Raw genomic sequence first — 16,357 nt, forward strand, 5'->3', positions numbered from 1 at the left:
GATCAGAGGATCGGGACGGGCCGTGGGCGCGCGGCGACGTCGTAGGTCCGCAGGCGGCCGCACATCCCGAATCCGAGGTCGGCCTCGGATCGCACGCCCTGCTCCACTCGCGCGTCCGCCAGGTGTGCGGCGGACCCGTACTCGAGCGCCGTCGTGAGCTGCAGGCTTCGCTGCGCTTGCGCCAGTGGTCCGTCCGTCACGATCCGCGACCATGACGCCGCACGTCCGGCGACCAGCTCGGCGGCGGCGGCATGGAACTCGCGGAGCGGACCGTCGTCTCCGCGGAGCAGGGCGTCGCGGATGGGCAGGTACCCCTCGACGGCGAGGTCGCGACGTCGTCGCGCGGCATCCGATCGTGCCGTCGCACCTTCGGAGGCGTCGGGCAGCGTCGCGGCCGCGTGATAACGCTCGGGGTCGCCGACGACGTCGTTGGGGAAGGTCATCACCGCATCGCCCGCCTCGGGGAGGCCGGCGTTGCCCATCACGACGAGCACCCGGAGGTCGCCGTGGTTCACCGCACGATGGATGGTACCCGGGGTGAACCACACGACTGAACCGGGCACGAGCGTCCTCTCGCGCGCGCCCGACGGATCGAGCGTGTGGAGTGCGCCTCGACCACCCGCGACGACGTAGCACTCGGTCGACGCCAAGTGGACGTGGGGGCTGCCGCCGCGGAGTCCGTCGGGCGCGGCATCGTCGTAGACGTCGAGCCACGTGACCGAGGTGCCGCCGGGAAACGACGAAGACGGCAGGTTCATGCCGACGCCCCGATCCCCGCCGCGACGCGGGCCATGCGGACGTCGGTCACGCGCTCGGACACGAGATCGGCGCGCACCGCGCCGGCGACCTCCGCCGCGACCTCCGCGCCGCCGTCGACGATCCCCACCCCGTAGCGGAAGTGGACCGTCTCGCCCGGCGCGATCTCGAGCTCCTCGCTGAAGAAGGGTGCCGGGTTCAGGCAGGCGAACTCGACCGATCGGGCGAACCACTGCGGGGGATGCTGCGGGTTGCGGTGATGGTCGACCATCACGACGAGGGAGGTGGCGTCGACGTCGTCATGGCGCCCCTCGAAGGCCATCCACTCGTGCCGTCGACCGCGAACCTCGTCGGCCACGCCGACGCCGTCGGCGGTGACCACGCGTCCGCCCGTGAACGATCTCGGGCCGCGCCAGAAGAGTCCGCCGTACCCGGCGTTCTCCCGGCCCCGGGTCGTGGGCGAGCCGATCGGGATCGTCCGGTCGGTCACGTTCTTCATGGACGTCTCGAAGGTGAGCGCCCAGGCGTCGTCGCTCAGGATGCCGACGTGAAGTGCCCGGCGCTCGGTGAAGAGACGCTCGCCCGCCTGGCTGATCCACGCGAGCCGGTGCACGAACTCGACGCCGCTGTCCTCGACGGCGAGCGTCTCGACTCGGCGGTGGGCCTGCGTTCCGTCGTTCTCGAGCTGGACGTAGAACTGCCCGTGGACGTACGTCGGGCCGCCCCAGAAGTTCTCGTCGCCGACGACCGGCAACGACCACGCTATGCCCTTGTGCCAGACGTGGTCGTGCGGCCGGAACAGGCTCACGAGGTGGCCGGCGCGAGTGCGGATGGGGTGCACGAACGGCTTCGGCGATTCGAGTTGCGGGCTGTCCGGCACGTAGGTGTAGCGGAGGAGCTCCACGTCGCCGTCGAGCACCGTGATGCTCGTGCCGACGTCGTGGATGGCTCGGAGCACACTCATGCGACGACCTCCTTCACAGGGGCCCAAGGCACCGCGCCACCGTCCATGCTGCGGGTGAACGGGTCGTCGCCCGTGATCTCGCCGGCCGCGACGGGCAGCCCGCGGAAGGCGGAGGCGTACGTCGCCGCGACGAACTCCATCGTGCGGCGTGCCTCGGCGATCGAGACCTCCGGCTCGCGTCCGGCCTCGAGCGCGTCGAGGATCGCCTCGATCTGCAGCCGGTGTCCGCTCGTGACATCCGGCTCGGCGTCGGCGGCCCAGAGCGGTACGAGGTCCTCGTGCCCGGGAGCCGGTGTGAAGGTCCAGTCGCTCTCGGCGTAGCCGTAGAGGTGCTCGACCTCGACGGTGGCGTACTCGTAGTCGAATCGCAGGCGGGATGTCTCACGGGGCGAGACCACCGAGTTCACGACGGTGGCCACGGCGCCGTTGTCGAACTGCGCCAGGGCGATCGAGACGTCCTCGGTGTCGGTGGGGCGTGACTGGCGGGCGGCGAACGCGCTCACGAGAGCCCATGGCCCCAGCACCGCGAGCAGCAGGTCGAACTGGTGGATCCCGTGGCCCATGGTCGGTCCGCCGCCCTCCACCTCCCAGCGGCCGCGCCACGGCACGTCGAAGTACTCGTCAGGGCGATACCAGAGCGTCTCACAGGTCGCGACGAGCGGTCGGCCGAGTGCACCGGATGCCGCGAGCCGACGAAGTCGCAGGGCGGCGGGTCCGAAGCGGTGCTGGAACACCGTGAGCACGGGCACGCCGGTCTCGGCGTTCACGTGCACGAGCTCGTCCATCTCGGCGAGGCTGAGCACCGTCGGCTTCTCGACGAGCGCCGGCACGCCGGCACGCATCGCCTGGATCGCGAGGGTCGCATGCGTCTGGGGCGGGGTGCAGATATGCACGAGGTCGAGTTCGGTCTCGGCGGCGAGCAGGTCGGCGGCATCCGTGTACACACCGGAGGCGCCGAACTCCGTCGCGAAGCCCTCGGCTCGGGAGCGGTCGACGTCGGCGACGCCGACGAGCACGGCTCGATCGCCGAGTTCCGCAAGCGCACGAGCGTGTGCGTGCGCGATGCCACCGGTGCCGATGATGGCGACGCGGAACGGCGGGGTCTTCGCGGACATGGTCGATGGTCCTCTTTCGGTTCAGTTCGGAATCCGAGGGGGCCGCCGGGAGACGGCCCCCTCGGATGCGGTGAGATCCACGGGCACGCAGACAGGGTGCGCTCCGGGGATGGGCTCCGGCTCGCTGACGTCATCCAGCGCTCCGGAAGGGGTCATCCGGGCGACGCCGTGAGAGCCTCGCCGGATGATCGGGCCTCAGGCGGCGTCGATCTCCGCCTGCAGCTCGGCGATGAACGCCCCGGCTGCGTCGAGCGGCGGCGTCTGGCCGGAGAGGACCTCCTGCGTGTAGCGCTGCAGGATGGCCTCGATGCCGCTCGCGCCGTTGGGCGTGACCAGCGGTGCGTCACCGGGGGTCACGCGGTCCTGATACTCGACGGCGATCGTGTCGGTCGGCGACAGCGAGTCGCTGAGGTGATCGAGGATGGCCTGGTTCGCCGGGATTCCGCGTTCGGTGCCGATGATGTCGGCCGCCGCCTCGCTGTCGAGGAGGAAGTCGACGAGCAGGGCGGCCTCCGCCGGGTGCTCCGACTTGCCCGACACCGACCAGTACATCGACGGCTTGTACGAGTTCGGGTGGATGCTCTTCGGCTCGGGCAGCTTCAGCAGCCGCAGGTCGGCCCCGCTCGCGTCGGTGAGCGCCGTGACCTGCGTGTTGTAGGCCGTTCCGAGGGCGACCTTGCTCGTGGCGAGCGCGCCGCCCGAGATGCCGGCGGCCTGACTCTCGACGATCGCCGAGGGCTGCTGCATGCCGCCCGAGGCGATCAGGTCGAGCTCGTACTGCCACATGTCCGCGATCGTCTCGGGCGAGACCGAGACCTGGTTGTCCTCGTCGAAGACCTCTTCGCCGGCCGCGCGAGCCCAGTACTTCAGGCTGCCCGCGTCGAACCCGGCGATCTGGGCCGTACCGGTGATGGCTCCCCCGCTCTTCTCCGAGAGCTCGTCCGCAAGTGCGGCGTAGTCGTCCCACGTCCAGGTCTCGTCGTCGGGAAGCTCGACGCCGTACTGCTCGAACAGGTCGGCGTTGGCGACGATCGCGTAGACCGCGACGCCGATGGGGAGGGCGTACTGCGTGTCCGCGACCTTGCCCGTGGCGAGCGCCTCGTCGGGGACCTCGGACGTGTCGATGTCGAGCGTGCTCAGGTCGTAGAGCGCTCCGCGTGCTCCGTAGGAGGCGAGGTAGAGCTCGTCCATCTGGATGATGTCGGGCGATTCGCCGGCGGCCGTCGAAGTGGCGAGCTGGTCCCAGTATCCGTTCCAGTCCGCGTACTGTGGTTCGACCGTGATGTTGGGGTACTCCTCCTCGAACGCGGCGATCGCCTCCTGCGTCTGCTCGGCGCGGGCGTCACCGCCCCACCAGGTCATGCTGATGGTGACGGGCTCGTCGCTGAGCTCGGGGCCGCTCTGGGCCGCGCCGCCGCCCGAGCAGCCCGACAGGGCGAGCGCTGCGGTCGCGGCGAGGGCGGCGCCGATGCCGGCCTTCCGCATGAAGGTGCCTCTCATGGTGATTCTCCTTGTGGATTCAGGGGTGAGGGTGTTTCAGGGTGGTGAGGTGGGCCGATTCGGCGTGGGTCGAACGCGGGCGGGGGCCGCCGCGCACGGTCCGGGGCGCGCCGGCGCGCCGGACTACTTGCCTCCCGTGGTCGCGATCCCCTGGATGAGGAATCGCTGGCCGAGGAGGAAGACGATGAACACGGGCAGCAACGACACGACGCTCATCGCGAAGACCGCGCCCCAGTCCGTCGCAGCCTGCTGGTCCACGAACGCCCGCAGGGCGAGCGGCGTCGTGTACTTCTCCGGCTTCGTGAGGTAGATGAGCTGACTGAAGAAGTCGTTCCAGACCCAGATGAACGTGAAGATCGTGGTGGTGCCGAGCGCGGGGACCATCAACGGCAGGATGATCTGGAGGAAGGTCCTCCCGTGTCCGGCGCCGTCGATGCGTGCGGCCTCGTCGAGCTCACGCGGGATGCCGCGGATGAACTGCACCATCAGGAAGATGAAGAAGGCATCGGTCGCCAGCACCTTCGGCAGGATGAGCGGGAGGTAGGTGTTCACCCATCCGAGCTGGGCGAACATGATGTACTGCGGCACGATGATCACGTGGATCGGGAGCATGATCGTCACGAGCATGATCGCGAACCACCACTTCTTGCCTCGGAACTCCAGCCGCGCGAAGGCGTACGCCGCCATCGAGCACGCCACGAGGTTCCCGAGGATGCACCCGAGGACCACCAGGGCCGAGTTGATCAGGTAGTGGCCGAACGGCTCGGCGAAGGCGTTCCACCCGTTGACGTAGTTCTCGATGTGGAAGTCGCGCAGGATGATGCTCAGGTCGGTGAAGATCGCGTCGTTCGGCCGGAGGGAGCTCGCGACCATCCACAGCACCGGATAGAGCATCAGCAGCGCGCCGAGGATGAGCACCGTGTGCTTGATCACGGATCGGAGCGCGCCGAAGCCATGTCTCCGGCGGCCGGCAGGAGCGCGTGTGGCGCCCGTCGGTGCGGCGAGGATCGCGGAGGTGGCCGTGTCGTCACGGCGGAGCAGGTCAGTCATCGTAGAACACCCAGTACTTCGAGGCCCAGAAGTTGATCGCGGTGAAGGCGCCGATGATGATCACCAGCAGCCAGGCGAGGGATGCCGCGTAGCCCATGTCGAACGCGCCGAATCCCCGCTGGTAGAGGTAGAGGGAGAAGACGAGCGTCGAGTCCGCGGGACCGCCCGTTCCGCCCGAGACGACGAACGCCTGCGTGAACGACTGGAACGAGTGGATGATCTGCAGCACCAGGTTGAAGAAGATGATCGGGCTGAGCAGCGGCACGGTGATGCTCCAGAACTGCCGCCACTTCGACGCCCCGTCGACGCTCGCCGCCTCGTAGTAGGAGCCGGGGATCTGGCGGAGGCCGGCGAGGAAGATCACCATCGGCGCACCGAACGTCCAGACATTGAGCAGGATCAAGGTCCACAGCGCGGTGTCGGGGTCGGAGATCCAGCCCTTGCCCTCGATGCCGAACCATCCGAGCACGACGTTGAACAGTCCGTCGGTGCCGAAGACGGTGCGCCAGAGCACCGCGATCGCGACGCTGCCGCCGATGAGGGAGGGCAGGTAGTAGATCGAGCGGTAGAAGGACAGCCCACGGACGCCGCGGTCGAGCAGGACCGCCAGCGCGAGCGCCAGGGCGAGCTGCAGTGGCACCGAGACCAGCACGTACGTGAACGTGACGCCGAGCGACTTGTGCAGGCGTTCGTCGGTGAACATGCGGGTGAAGTTGTCGAGCCCGGTGAACACCGGCGGCTGCAGCAGGTTGTACTTCGTGAAGCTCAGGTAGAGCGAGGCGAGCATCGGACCCGCCGTGATGGCGAACAGACCTATGAACCATGGGGCGAGGAATACGAGGGCCGCCTTGCCGTCGCGCTTCGTCGTCTGGCCCGACCCGCCCTTCAGGTGTCGAAGCTCGTTGATCGCGCTCATCGGGCGCTCCACGGGGAGCGGCGGATCGACCCGCGCGAACGCCATGCGTCGCGGCGAATCGAGGTGGGGAACGGCACGGATACTCCTTTGGATCGAGCTGCATAGTGATCGTGCACTTTCGTGAAAGTGATCGTACACTTTTTGCTGCGCGCTACGCTAGTGAAGGTTCACTATTTCTGTCAAGATGAGGTCACGACCTGGGAGGGAGCGGGATTTGACCGAGGTACGAGCAAGCCCGAAACGGCCGACGATCATGGATGTCGCCCGTCTGGCCGGCGTGTCCCACCAGACGGTCTCCCGGTACCTGCGGTTCCAGGGCGGGCTGAAGCCGGCGACGGTCGAACGCGTCGACGCCGCGATCCGCGAGCTCAACTACCGGCCGAACCTCGTGGCGCGTTCGATGCGCACGCGACGATCCGGGCGGGTGGCCATCCTCATGCCAACCGTCGCCTTCAACCCCGCACGCATGCTCGCCGGCGCCACCGCCGCCGCCCATGCGGCCGGCTACGCGGTCGACGTCCTGAGCCTCGAAGGCGGGGCGGAGGCACGCACCGAGCGCATCCTCGAGCTCGCCGATTCCGGACAGGTGGAGGGCATCCTCTCGCTGGCTCCCATCACACCGTCGAGCGACGAACTCCTCGCTCGTGACGCCGCCATCGTAGGGTCTTCCGACTTCGACGACGAGATGCGCGGCATCGGCGAACTCGCCGACGGGTCGCCCGTGCGCGAGCTCATCGCCCGCCTCGCCGACCTCGGCCACCGCCGCTTCCTCCACGTCGCCGGCTCCCAGGACTTCGCCTCGGCGCGGGGCCGGCGACAGACCTATCTCGACAGCATCGACGAGCTCGGCCTCGAGTCCGCGGGAGTGTTCGACGGCGACTGGACGGCCGAGAGCGGCATCCGGGCCGTCGATCGGCTCGACGAGCGCGATCGCCCGACGGCGATCATCGCCGCCAACGACCTCGTCGCGTCCGGCGTGATCCGCGGCGCACGCGACCGGGGCTGGAGCGTGCCCGAGGATCTCAGCGTGACCGGATGGGACAACGTCCCGGTCGGCCAATTCCTCTCCCCCTCGCTGACGACGGTCGACATCGACTTGGAGCGCCTCGGCAGCAACGCGATGAAGCGCCTCATCGCCTCGGTGCGCAAGGAGCCCGACCCGGCGCCCGACGCTCCGATCAGCCGGATCATCTGGCGGGAATCGGTTGGCCCAGCACCGACCGACTAGCCGACCGGACCTTTGCGTCGAGCTGCAAGCGGGTGGGAGGCTCGGAGCGTGACGGAACCTGACACCCCGGGACCCGGGAATACCGGCCGCCGGCCGACGATCATGGAGGTCGCCCGACTGGCCGGCGTCTCCCACCAAACGGTCTCGCGCTACATCCGCTTCAACTCCGGAGTCAAGCCGGCCACCCGGGCGAAGCTCGACGCCGCGATCAAGGAGCTCAACTACCGGCCCAACCTCGTCGCCCGCTCGATGCGGACGCGACGGACGGGACGCCTCGCCGTGCTCGTCCCGGCCATCGCGTTCAACCCGGCACGTATGCTCGACGGCGCGAGCACGACCGCCTTCGACGCCGGATACAGCGTCGACGTGCTGAGCCTCGCGGGTGGTGCCGACGCGCGAGCCGACCGCATCGCCGAGCTCGCGGATTCCGGCCAGTTCGAGGGGATCCTATCGTTCGCACCCGTGGCGCCGTCGAGCGAGGGGCGCTTCGCCGACTCCCCCGCGATCGTCGTCTCGGCCGACTTCGACGACGAGATGCGCAGCATCGGCGAGCTTGCCGACGGCGCACCGGTGACGGAGATCATCGAGCACCTCGTCGAGCTCGGGCACCGCCGGTTCTTCCATGTCGCGGGCGACCAGCAGTTCGCGTCAGCGCGGGCGCGGAAGCAGACGTACCTCGAGACGATCGACCGGATGGGCCTCGAGTCGATCGGCGTCTTCGACGGCGACTGGTCCGGGGAGTCGGGGCTCGCCGCGGTGGGCTCCCTCGACGAACGGAACCTGCCGACGGCGATCCTCGCGGCGAACGACCTCGTCGCCGCCGGCGTGCTGCGCGGAGCGCGTGATCGCGGCTGGGACGTGCCGGGCGACGTCAGCGTCACCGGCTGGGACAACGACCGGATCACCGGCTTCCTCTCGCCGTCGCTGACGACCGTCGACGTCGACCTCGAACGCGTCGGGAGCAAGGCGATGGCGCGCCTCATCGCCTCGATCACCGGCGAGCCCGTCACGCCGTCGACGGAGCCGATGACCCGGATCGTCTGGCGCGAGTCCGTCGGCGCTCCCCGCGACTCCTGACGATGGAGTTCACCCACCGGGCGCCCCCGAGGCCCGCCTCCCCCGAAGCGTCCCCCACAGGATGAGCAGCACCGTGACGACGAGCGAGACCACCCCGAACGCGACCGAGCCGATCTGCAGGATGATCGGCACGCTGAAGGCGGTGAGGATGCCGCCGCCGAGGAACGGCTCGTAGATCAGCTGCTTGTAGCCGTACGCGCGGGCGGCGTTCGTCGTGCGAGCGGGGTCGGCCATGTCGGCGAGCACGAACCCGGTCGCGACGTTGCCCTGCGACTGCCCGAAGTCCGCGATCGCGTGCTCGAACCAGTGCGTGCGGTGGATGCGCGGGCCGAGCCACAGCATGCCGATCACGCTCCAGGCGAGCGCGATGAGGGTCAGGATGGCGAGGCTCGGGATGTTCGAGCCGAGCGCCTGGAGCGACATCGTGCCGATCGCCGCAGCGATGAGCACGTCGAGCGCGAGCCCGCTGATGTCGTTCACGTTCCGCCGCTGCACGAGGTACTCGTGCTTGGTGGCCGTGAGCACGAGCTGCACGAGGAAGCCCCCGATGACCGTGAAGGGGAACAACGGGAACGCGTCGAAGATGTGCGAGCCGAACGCGTTCGTGATCCAGCGGAGCACCTCGAGGATCACGATCGCCAGCGCGATGGCGACGGCGATCGCGCCGAAGGCCCGGCTCATCGCGCCGAGACCGATGTCACCCGGCGAAGCCTGGTCGCCGGTGTTCGGCCGCACCTGCTGCAGGCTCGCCGGGCCGTCTCCGTGCGTCGGCGCCATGCGCGCCACCTGGATGCGCGGGCTGCGGATCGCGTAGTTCACGAGGATCGATCCGCCGACCACGCCCGTGATCATGCTGATCGTCGCGAGGCCGAGGCCGATGTCGACGACCTCCGGCGCGCCGGCCTCCTCGAGGATGCCGCCCATGCCCGCGATCGTGCCGTGCCCACCCGCGAACGAGAGCTCGAGGATCGACCCCGCGGCATCCGGCAGCCCGAACAGCGGCGTCAGGATGAAGGCGACCGCGAACGCGCCGAGCGCGAACTGCCCGAACGAGAAGACCGACCCGAGGATGACGTGCGGCGCCGACTCGTTCCAGATCTGCCGCACCGACGGCAGGCTCTTGCCGATCATGATGCCCGCGAAGACGATGTTGATCATCAGGCCCGGCAGTCGAGACATGACGGATGCCGCCTCGGGCGGGACCAGGCTCCAGCCGCCGGTGATCGCCCCGAGCACTTGCGGCCCGAGGAGCAGGATCAGGAACCCGGCGATGACGCTCGCCGGGATGTAGAGCGCCGCGAGGAACGGCACGAATCGGCGCAGCAGCACCGCGAGCATCAGCGCGATGCCCAGCAGCACGAACCCGATGCCCGCCCACTGCGCGTCCGTGTACCCACCGAACATGACCACAGTGTGGCGCACCGAGGCGTCCGGCGTCACGACCCGCTGCGCGCGTCGATGGCCGGAGCGAGGCCTCGCGGCCCGACCAGCCGCGAGGCCGTCACAGCTCGGCGATGACCGTCTTCAGCTCGGTGTAGTCCTCGAGGCCGAACGAGCCGAGCTCGCGACCCCAGCCCGACTCCTTGTACCCGCCGCGGGGCAGCGTCACGTCGTCGGCGTGCCACGAGTTGAGCCAGATGGTGCCCGCCCGGAGGCGGCCGCCCACCCGGTGCGCGGTGCCGATGTCGCGCGACCACACGCCCGCCGCGAGCCCGTAGCGGGTGTCGTTCGCGAGCCTGATCGCCTCCTCCTCGGTGTCGAACGGCACGGCCGTGACGACCGGCCCGAAGATCTCGTCCTGCTGGATCGACATCTGCTCGCTCACGTCGGTGAAGACGGTGGGACGCACGAAGTAGCCGCGGTCGCCGACGCGCACGCCGCCCTCGGCGACCGTCGCCCCCTCGGCGACGCCCGCCTCGAGGTAGCCCGTGACCTTCGCGAACTGCTCGTCCGAGATGAGCGGACCCATGTCGGTGCGCTCGTCGAAGGCGCTGCCGACACGGATGCCGCGGGCGATCTCCGCGATCCCTGCGACGACCTCGTCGAACACGCCGCGCTGCACGTAGAGGCGTGAGCCGTTCACGCAGCACTGGCCCTGGTTGAAGAACGCGGCGTGCGCCGAGCCGGGGATCGCCTTGGCGAGGTCGGCGTCGTCGAAGACGAGGTTCGGGGCCTTGCCTCCGAGCTCGAGCGAGACCTTCTTCAGGTTGCCGGCGGCGGCCGCAGCGATCTTCTTGCCCACCTCCGTCGAGCCCGTGAACGCGACCTTGTCGACGTCGCGGTGTGCGACGAGGGCCGCTCCGGTGTCGCCGAACCCGGGGAGGACGTTGACGACTCCCGCCGGCAGTCCGGCCTCGAGGAGCAGCTCGCCGAGGCGCAGCGCGCTGAGGGGCGTCTGCTCGGCCGGCTTCAGCACGACGGTGTTGCCCACCGTGATCGCGGGGACGATCTTGAAGGCCGCCATCGTCAGCGGGAAGTTCCATGGGACGATCCCGGCCACGACCCCGATCGGCTCGCGCACCGTGTAGGCGAGGAACTCCGAGGTCTCGCTGGACAGCGGGATCGTCGTGCCCTCGGTCTTGTTCGCCCAGCCGGCGAAGTAGCGGAACAGCTCGGCGGCCGTGGCCACGTCGCCGTCGCGCGCGCCGACGAACGGCTTGCCGCCGTCGAGCGCCTCCAGCTGCGCGAACTCGTCGGCGTGCTCCTCGAGCAGGTCGGCGATCCTCCACAGCAGGCGTCCGCGCTGGCGTGGGGTGAACCGGTTCCACGCGGAGCCGTGCTCGAACGCGCGCCTTGCCGCTGCGACCGCGCGGTTCACGTCCTCGGGTCCGGCCTGGGCCACCTGGGTGATCGCATCCTCGGTCGCGGGGTCGATCGTCGCGAAGGTGCGGCCGTCCGCGGCATCCTGCCACTCACCGTCGATGAGCAGCTGCCGGGGCGAGCCGACGAACTCGGCGACGCTCGGGAGCAGGGCTGCGTTGGTCATGGGGTTCCTTTCAGTTGACGTCATGTGCGGTCACTTGACGAATGGAAGCTTGGAGCGGTCGATCGTGAGGGCGACCGCGGCGATCACCAGCACCCCGTAGAAGATCTGCTCGTACGAGGAGTCGACGCCCGCCACCGAGAGTCCCACGCGCAGCACCGTGATGATGAGCACTCCGATCACGGTACGTCCGATTCCGCCGAATCCACCGGTGATCGCCGTCCCACCCACCACGATGGCGGCGACCACCGGCAGAAGCAGGGAATCCGCGAGGCTCGGCGCACCGCTGTAGGTGCGGCCGACGAGCATCACGCCCGCGAATCCCGCGCACGCGCCCGACACGACGAACGCGGCGATCTTCGTCTGGGCGACCGGCACGCCGGCCATGAGCGCGGCCGGCTCGCTGCTGCCGATCGAGATGAGCCAGCGCCGCACCGGGGTGAACGTCAGCACGAGCGCGAAGACCACGACGATCGCGGCGGCGATGAGCACGGCGCTCGGGATGCGCCAGGGGCCGACCCGGGTGAACGTCCAGTCGAGGGTCGAACCCGAGACGCCGATCGTCGACGCCCCGGAGGCGACGAGGGCGATCCCCGACCACACCGCCAGCCCGCCGAGGGTGACGAGGAACGACGGGATCTGCGCGACGACATGGATGGCGCCCTGGAGCAACCCCGCAAGGGCGCCGACCAGCACGACCACGGGCACGACCCACGGGCCGAGCACGGGGATCCACAGCGCGACGAGCACCGACGCCATCGAGGCGAGGGCGGCGACCGAGAGGTCGATCCCGCCGCACAGGATGACGAGCATCGCGCCGGAGGCGAGGATCATCAGCGGCACCGCCGAATCGAGCACCGTCCAGATGCTCAGGGGGCGCAGGAAGTTGGGGTTGGCGATCGCGATCGCCGCGACGAGGGCCGCGAGGACGATCACGGGCATCACGGTCAGCAGCAGCTGCCGTCGGGTGGTCTGCGTGAGTCGAGGCGGCTCGCCGAGTCGGGCGAACGTGCCGGTCTTGTCGGTGACGCTCATCACACCATCCGTTCCAGCACTCGCAGCGGGGCGGGCTTCGCGCCCGCGGGTGCATCGATGACCTCGGTGACGCGCCCGTCCTTCATGACGAGGACGCGGTGGCTCATGGCGATGAGCTCTTCGAGGCTGTCGGCCATGAGCAGCACCGACATCCCCGACGCGGTGAGCTCGCGGATCAACTGGTAGACCTCGGTCTTCGCCCCGACGTCCAGGCCACGCGTCGGATGGTCGAGGATGAGGAGCCGCAGCGAGTCGGACACGAGCCAGCGGGCGAGCACCGCCTTCTGCTGGTTGCCGCCCGACAGCGACCCGAGCGGCGCCGACGCCGACGGGGTGCGGATGCTGAGCCGGTCGATCCACTCGTCGGCGAGTGCCCGCTCCCTGCCGCGCTGCAGCATCGGGCCTGCGCACACCTCGGCGAGGTGCGGCAGGGTGATGTTCTCGGCGACCGACATCGAGCCGACCATCCCCTCCCGACGGCGCTCCGCGGGCACGAACCCGATGTCGGATGCGATCGCGGCCCGAGGCGAGCGCGACCTCAGCGGCCTGCCCTCCAGCGTGACGGACTCGCTGCGACTCGCGAGTGCGCCGAAGAGGCTCCGGCACAGCTCCTCCCGACCCGATCCCTGCACGCCTGCGATCCCGAGCACCTCGCCCTCATGCAGGTCGAAGTCGACGCGGTCGCAGACACCCTTGACCGTGAGTCCGCGCACCGACAGGCGCACCTCGTCGCGGGGCGGCAGCTGCCGCTCCTCGTCGTAGTGGCTGCCCTCCAGGTCGCGGCCGATCATGAGCCGGCGCAGGGTCGCCTCGTCGACGTCCCCCGGCACGCACTCCGCCACGGTCTGGCCGTTCCGCAGCACGTAGACGCGGTCGGAAACGCGGAGCACCTCGTCGAGGCGGTGCGAGACGAACACGACGGAGGCGCGCGTGCGCAACCGCTCGATCTGGGCGAACAGGACCTCGGTCTCGTCGCGGTCGAGCACCGAGGTCGGCTCGTCGAGGAGCACGACCGGTTCGGCGTTGGTGCGCTCCTCGGTCGCGAGGACCTTCGCGATCTCGACGAGCTGCCGGTCGGCGAAGCTGAGGCTCTCCGTGACGGCGTCGGTCGAGATGTCCGAGCCGATCTTGTCGAGTTGCACCTGGGCGCGCCGCCGCAGCTCTCCCCAGCGGTAGAGGCCGCCGACGACGGCGGGGCCCTCCGCGCCGAGGAGGATGTTCTCGGCGACCGTGAGGTTGGGGATGAGCGACTGCTCCTGGAACACCATCCCGATCCCCGCAGCCCCCGCCTGCGCGATGCCGCGCATCCTGACGCGCTCGCCCCGCAGCTCGATCGAGCCCGAGTCGGGCTGGGCGAGTCCCACCAGCATCTTCAGCAGCGTGGACTTGCCCGCGCCGTTCTCGCCGATGAGCCCGACCACCTCGTGCTGCCGTACCTCGAACGTCACGCCGTCGAGGGCCGTGGTCTCGGCGAACCGCTTCCGGAGCTCTCGCACCGCCAGGACCGGCGCGGTGCTCGAGGGACGCTCCACGTCCAGGGTCGTCTCGATGTCCGCACTCACTTGACCACTCGCAATCTCCGCCGCAGCGGCCACGCCGTGATGACGACGGCCGCGACGACGATCACTCCCTGGACCGCTCGCTGCACGTACGGGCTCACGCCGATGAGCACGAGCCCGTTGGCGAGGACGGTGACGATGAGCACCCCGACGATCGACTGCAGCACCCCGCCGCGGCCTCCGGAGAGGAGCGTGCCGCCGACGACGGCGGCCGTGATGGCGGCGAAGTTCTGCCCGACGCCGGCCTGCACGATGCCCGAGCCGAGCTGCACCGTGACCATGACGCCCGCGAGCCCGTACGCGGCGCCCGCGAACGTGAACGCCAGGGTCTTGTAGCGACGCACCGGGATGCCGGAGAGCAGTGCCAGCTCCTCGGCGCCGCCGATCGCCCGGGCGTACCGGCCGAGCCGCGTGTATCGCTGGACGAGGAGCCCGATGACGACCACCGCGATCGCGACGTAGGTCAGCCGGGTGAGTCCGAGCCACTGTCCGGCCGCCCACTCCGCGAGCTCCGGCGAGCGCAACGTCGGCTGCACGCCGCCGAACAGCACCGTCGCGATGCCGATCCCGATGGCCGAGATGCCGAGCGTCGTCATGAACGACGGGATCTTGAGCCCCGTCGACAGCATGCCGCTCGCGAGGCCGAAGCATGCGCCGAGGGCCACGGCCGCGACGACGCCCAGCAGGCCGAGGTCGATGTCGTTCCGGCTGTTGGCCACCAGGAGCGCCACGCTCAGGGCGGCGGTCGCCATGACGCCCTCGATCGACAGGTCGATCGCGCCGAGCAGCAGGACGAACGTGAGGCCGACCGCGATGACCGCGAGCACCGCCGCGGAGTCGAGGAGGTTCCGCACGTTGCCCCACGTCGCGAACTGCGGGCTGAGGACGGCGAAGAGGATGCACAGCAGCACGAGGGCGGCCAGCGGACCGAAGTCGGCGAGGAGCGTCGCACGATCGAAGCGGCGCGGTCGAGGTCGTGGGCCGGCGGCCCGCCCGGTCTCGGGCGGCGCCTGCCCGAGCCGGGCGGGCGTCATGTCAGCTCACCGGCCCGTCGACGCGGTTGAACAGGTTGCCGCACTCGAAGTCCTCGAGGTTCACCGACGGCGTGAGGTTCGCTTCGGCGTTGGACGCGTCGATGAGCGTCTGCTTCGCGAAGAAGGCGCGCTCCTCGTCGCTGAGGTCGGAGACCGCCAGCTCGCCGGTCAGTGCGCAGTAGCCCATCGCGAGGCCGATGCCGCCCTGCCACGGGCCGTCGCTCGACACCGTCGCGGTCATCTTGCCGTCGGCGATCGCCTGGACCGCCTCGGGGACCGCGTCGATGCCGACCACGGCGACCCCGCTCATGCCCGCCGCCTCGAGCGCCTGCAGCGCACCGAGCGCCATGTCGTCGTTGGCCGCCCAGACGCCCGTGATCGCGTCGCCGTGCTTGGTGATGAGCGTCTTGGTCACGTTGAACGCGGTCGTGCGGTCGAAGTCGGCCGCCTGCTCGTCGAGCAGGGTCACGCCGGGGTTCTCGGCGAGCGCGTCCTCCAGGCCGATGAAGCGGTCCTTCGCGGCGCTCGTGTCGAGGATGCCCTGGAGGGCGATGATGCCGCCCTCGCCGCCCATCGCCTCGAACATCGCCTCGGCGATCTGGCGACCCGAGTCCACGCCGTTGAACGTGATGTGCGAGATCCAGGTGTCGTAGCCGTCCCAGGGGTCGAGGTCGGCCGGCTTGTTCCAGTGCGTCACGAGGTAGGCTCCGGCGGCATCCGCCTCCTTGACGATCGGGGTCGTGTCGGAGTCGCCGTTGGGCAGGACGTTGAGCACCATGCACTCGGGGTTGCCCGTGCTGAGGGCCTGGCGCAGCTGCTCCTGCTGCTTGGGCGACTCGCCGTCGTAGGTGAGGCGGGTCTGGGTGAGTCCGACCGACTCGGCGAACTCGTCGCCGCCGTCGAGCCAGGCCTTCTCGTACGGGTTGGTCTCGTTGCGGACCTGGCCGATGAGCTGGATGTCCTCGGGCGCGCATGCGGCGGCCTGTCCGCCGTCGCCTTCGGCGGCGGACTCGGTCGCGCAGCCGGCGAGTGCCAGCGCGGTCAGGCCGGCGGCGGCGAACGCGAGCGCGCGCCGGCTGCGGGCGGATGTGCTGATCATGTGCTGTGCTCCGTTTCGGGATTCGAGGTGAGGTGGGTGGT

Annotated in this window: 14 protein-coding genes; 2 read left to right on the top strand and 12 right to left on the bottom strand. The window is 69.8% G+C overall.

Annotation, left to right across the window (positions count from 1 at the left end; genetic code table 11):
* Positions 1 to 2: 2 nt before the first annotated feature.
* The 6 genes from FYC51_RS05395 to FYC51_RS05420 all read right to left on the bottom strand — a co-directional run bounded on the left by FYC51_RS05395 (position 3) and on the right by FYC51_RS05420 (position 6,301).
* A complete protein-coding gene (locus FYC51_RS05395) occupies positions 3 to 758 on the bottom strand; it encodes a cupin domain-containing protein (RefSeq protein WP_148732609.1) in 756 nt (251 codons plus the stop codon).
* The gene (locus tag FYC51_RS05400) at positions 755 to 1,720 is read right to left on the bottom strand and encodes a DUF6807 domain-containing protein (protein ID WP_148732610.1); all 966 of its coding nucleotides are present in this window, start codon (positions 1,718 to 1,720) and stop codon (positions 755 to 757) included. The genes FYC51_RS05395 and FYC51_RS05400 overlap by 4 nt, the downstream gene beginning before the upstream one ends.
* Positions 1,717 to 2,835 (bottom strand): Gfo/Idh/MocA family protein, encoded by a 1,119-nt coding sequence (locus FYC51_RS05405; RefSeq protein ID WP_148732611.1) that lies wholly within the window; start codon positions 2,833 to 2,835, stop codon positions 1,717 to 1,719. The genes FYC51_RS05400 and FYC51_RS05405 overlap by 4 nt, the downstream gene beginning before the upstream one ends.
* A gap of 195 nt (positions 2,836 to 3,030) precedes the next feature.
* Positions 3,031 to 4,335: an ABC transporter substrate-binding protein gene (locus tag FYC51_RS05410; protein ID WP_238476225.1), complete on the bottom strand. Its 1,305-nt coding sequence runs from the start codon at positions 4,333 to 4,335 to the stop codon at positions 3,031 to 3,033.
* Between the two features lie 123 nt (positions 4,336 to 4,458).
* Complete coding sequence (locus FYC51_RS05415; protein WP_148732612.1) at positions 4,459 to 5,385, bottom strand: carbohydrate ABC transporter permease; 927 nt, start codon at positions 5,383 to 5,385, stop codon at positions 4,459 to 4,461.
* Complete coding sequence (locus FYC51_RS05420) at positions 5,378 to 6,301, bottom strand: carbohydrate ABC transporter permease (RefSeq protein WP_148732613.1); 924 nt, start codon at positions 6,299 to 6,301, stop codon at positions 5,378 to 5,380. The genes FYC51_RS05415 and FYC51_RS05420 overlap by 8 nt, the downstream gene beginning before the upstream one ends.
* A gap of 253 nt (positions 6,302 to 6,554) precedes the next feature.
* On the opposite strand from FYC51_RS05420, the gene FYC51_RS05425 reads away from it, so the two are divergent.
* Complete coding sequence (locus tag FYC51_RS05425) at positions 6,555 to 7,529, top strand: LacI family DNA-binding transcriptional regulator (RefSeq protein ID WP_238476226.1); 975 nt, start codon at positions 6,555 to 6,557, stop codon at positions 7,527 to 7,529.
* Positions 7,530 to 7,577: 48 nt separating this feature from the next.
* The gene (locus FYC51_RS05430; protein ID WP_238476227.1) at positions 7,578 to 8,606 is read left to right on the top strand and encodes a LacI family DNA-binding transcriptional regulator; all 1,029 of its coding nucleotides are present in this window, start codon (positions 7,578 to 7,580) and stop codon (positions 8,604 to 8,606) included.
* Positions 8,607 to 8,615: 9 nt separating this feature from the next.
* On the opposite strand, the gene FYC51_RS05435 is transcribed toward FYC51_RS05430, so the two are convergent.
* The 6 genes from FYC51_RS05435 to FYC51_RS05460 form a co-directional block, all read right to left on the bottom strand.
* Positions 8,616 to 10,010, bottom strand: a complete 1,395-nt coding sequence (locus tag FYC51_RS05435) for a sodium/glutamate symporter (RefSeq protein WP_148732615.1) — start codon at positions 10,008 to 10,010, stop codon at positions 8,616 to 8,618.
* A gap of 97 nt (positions 10,011 to 10,107) precedes the next feature.
* On the bottom strand, positions 10,108 to 11,592 hold the full coding sequence (locus FYC51_RS05440; RefSeq protein WP_148732616.1) for an aldehyde dehydrogenase family protein: 1,485 nt from the start codon (positions 11,590 to 11,592) through the stop codon (positions 10,108 to 10,110).
* Positions 11,593 to 11,622: 30 nt separating this feature from the next.
* On the bottom strand, positions 11,623 to 12,624 hold the full coding sequence (locus FYC51_RS05445; protein WP_148732617.1) for an ABC transporter permease: 1,002 nt from the start codon (positions 12,622 to 12,624) through the stop codon (positions 11,623 to 11,625).
* Positions 12,624 to 14,186 carry a sugar ABC transporter ATP-binding protein gene (locus FYC51_RS05450; RefSeq protein WP_222863205.1) on the bottom strand — a complete coding sequence of 521 codons (1,563 nt, stop codon included), beginning with the start codon at positions 14,184 to 14,186 and terminating at the stop codon, positions 12,624 to 12,626. Before FYC51_RS05450 ends, FYC51_RS05445 begins: the two co-directional genes overlap by 1 nt.
* Positions 14,183 to 15,217: an ABC transporter permease gene (locus FYC51_RS05455; protein ID WP_148732618.1), complete on the bottom strand. Its 1,035-nt coding sequence runs from the start codon at positions 15,215 to 15,217 to the stop codon at positions 14,183 to 14,185. Before FYC51_RS05455 ends, FYC51_RS05450 begins: the two co-directional genes overlap by 4 nt.
* Before the next feature lies 1 nt (position 15,218).
* Positions 15,219 to 16,316: a sugar ABC transporter substrate-binding protein gene (locus FYC51_RS05460; RefSeq protein WP_148732619.1), complete on the bottom strand. Its 1,098-nt coding sequence runs from the start codon at positions 16,314 to 16,316 to the stop codon at positions 15,219 to 15,221.
* Positions 16,317 to 16,357 lie beyond the last annotated feature (41 nt).

Origin of the sequence: Agromyces mariniharenae (assembly GCF_008122505.1) — a bacterium.
Lineage (GTDB): Bacteria > Actinomycetota > Actinomycetes > Actinomycetales > Microbacteriaceae > Agromyces > Agromyces mariniharenae.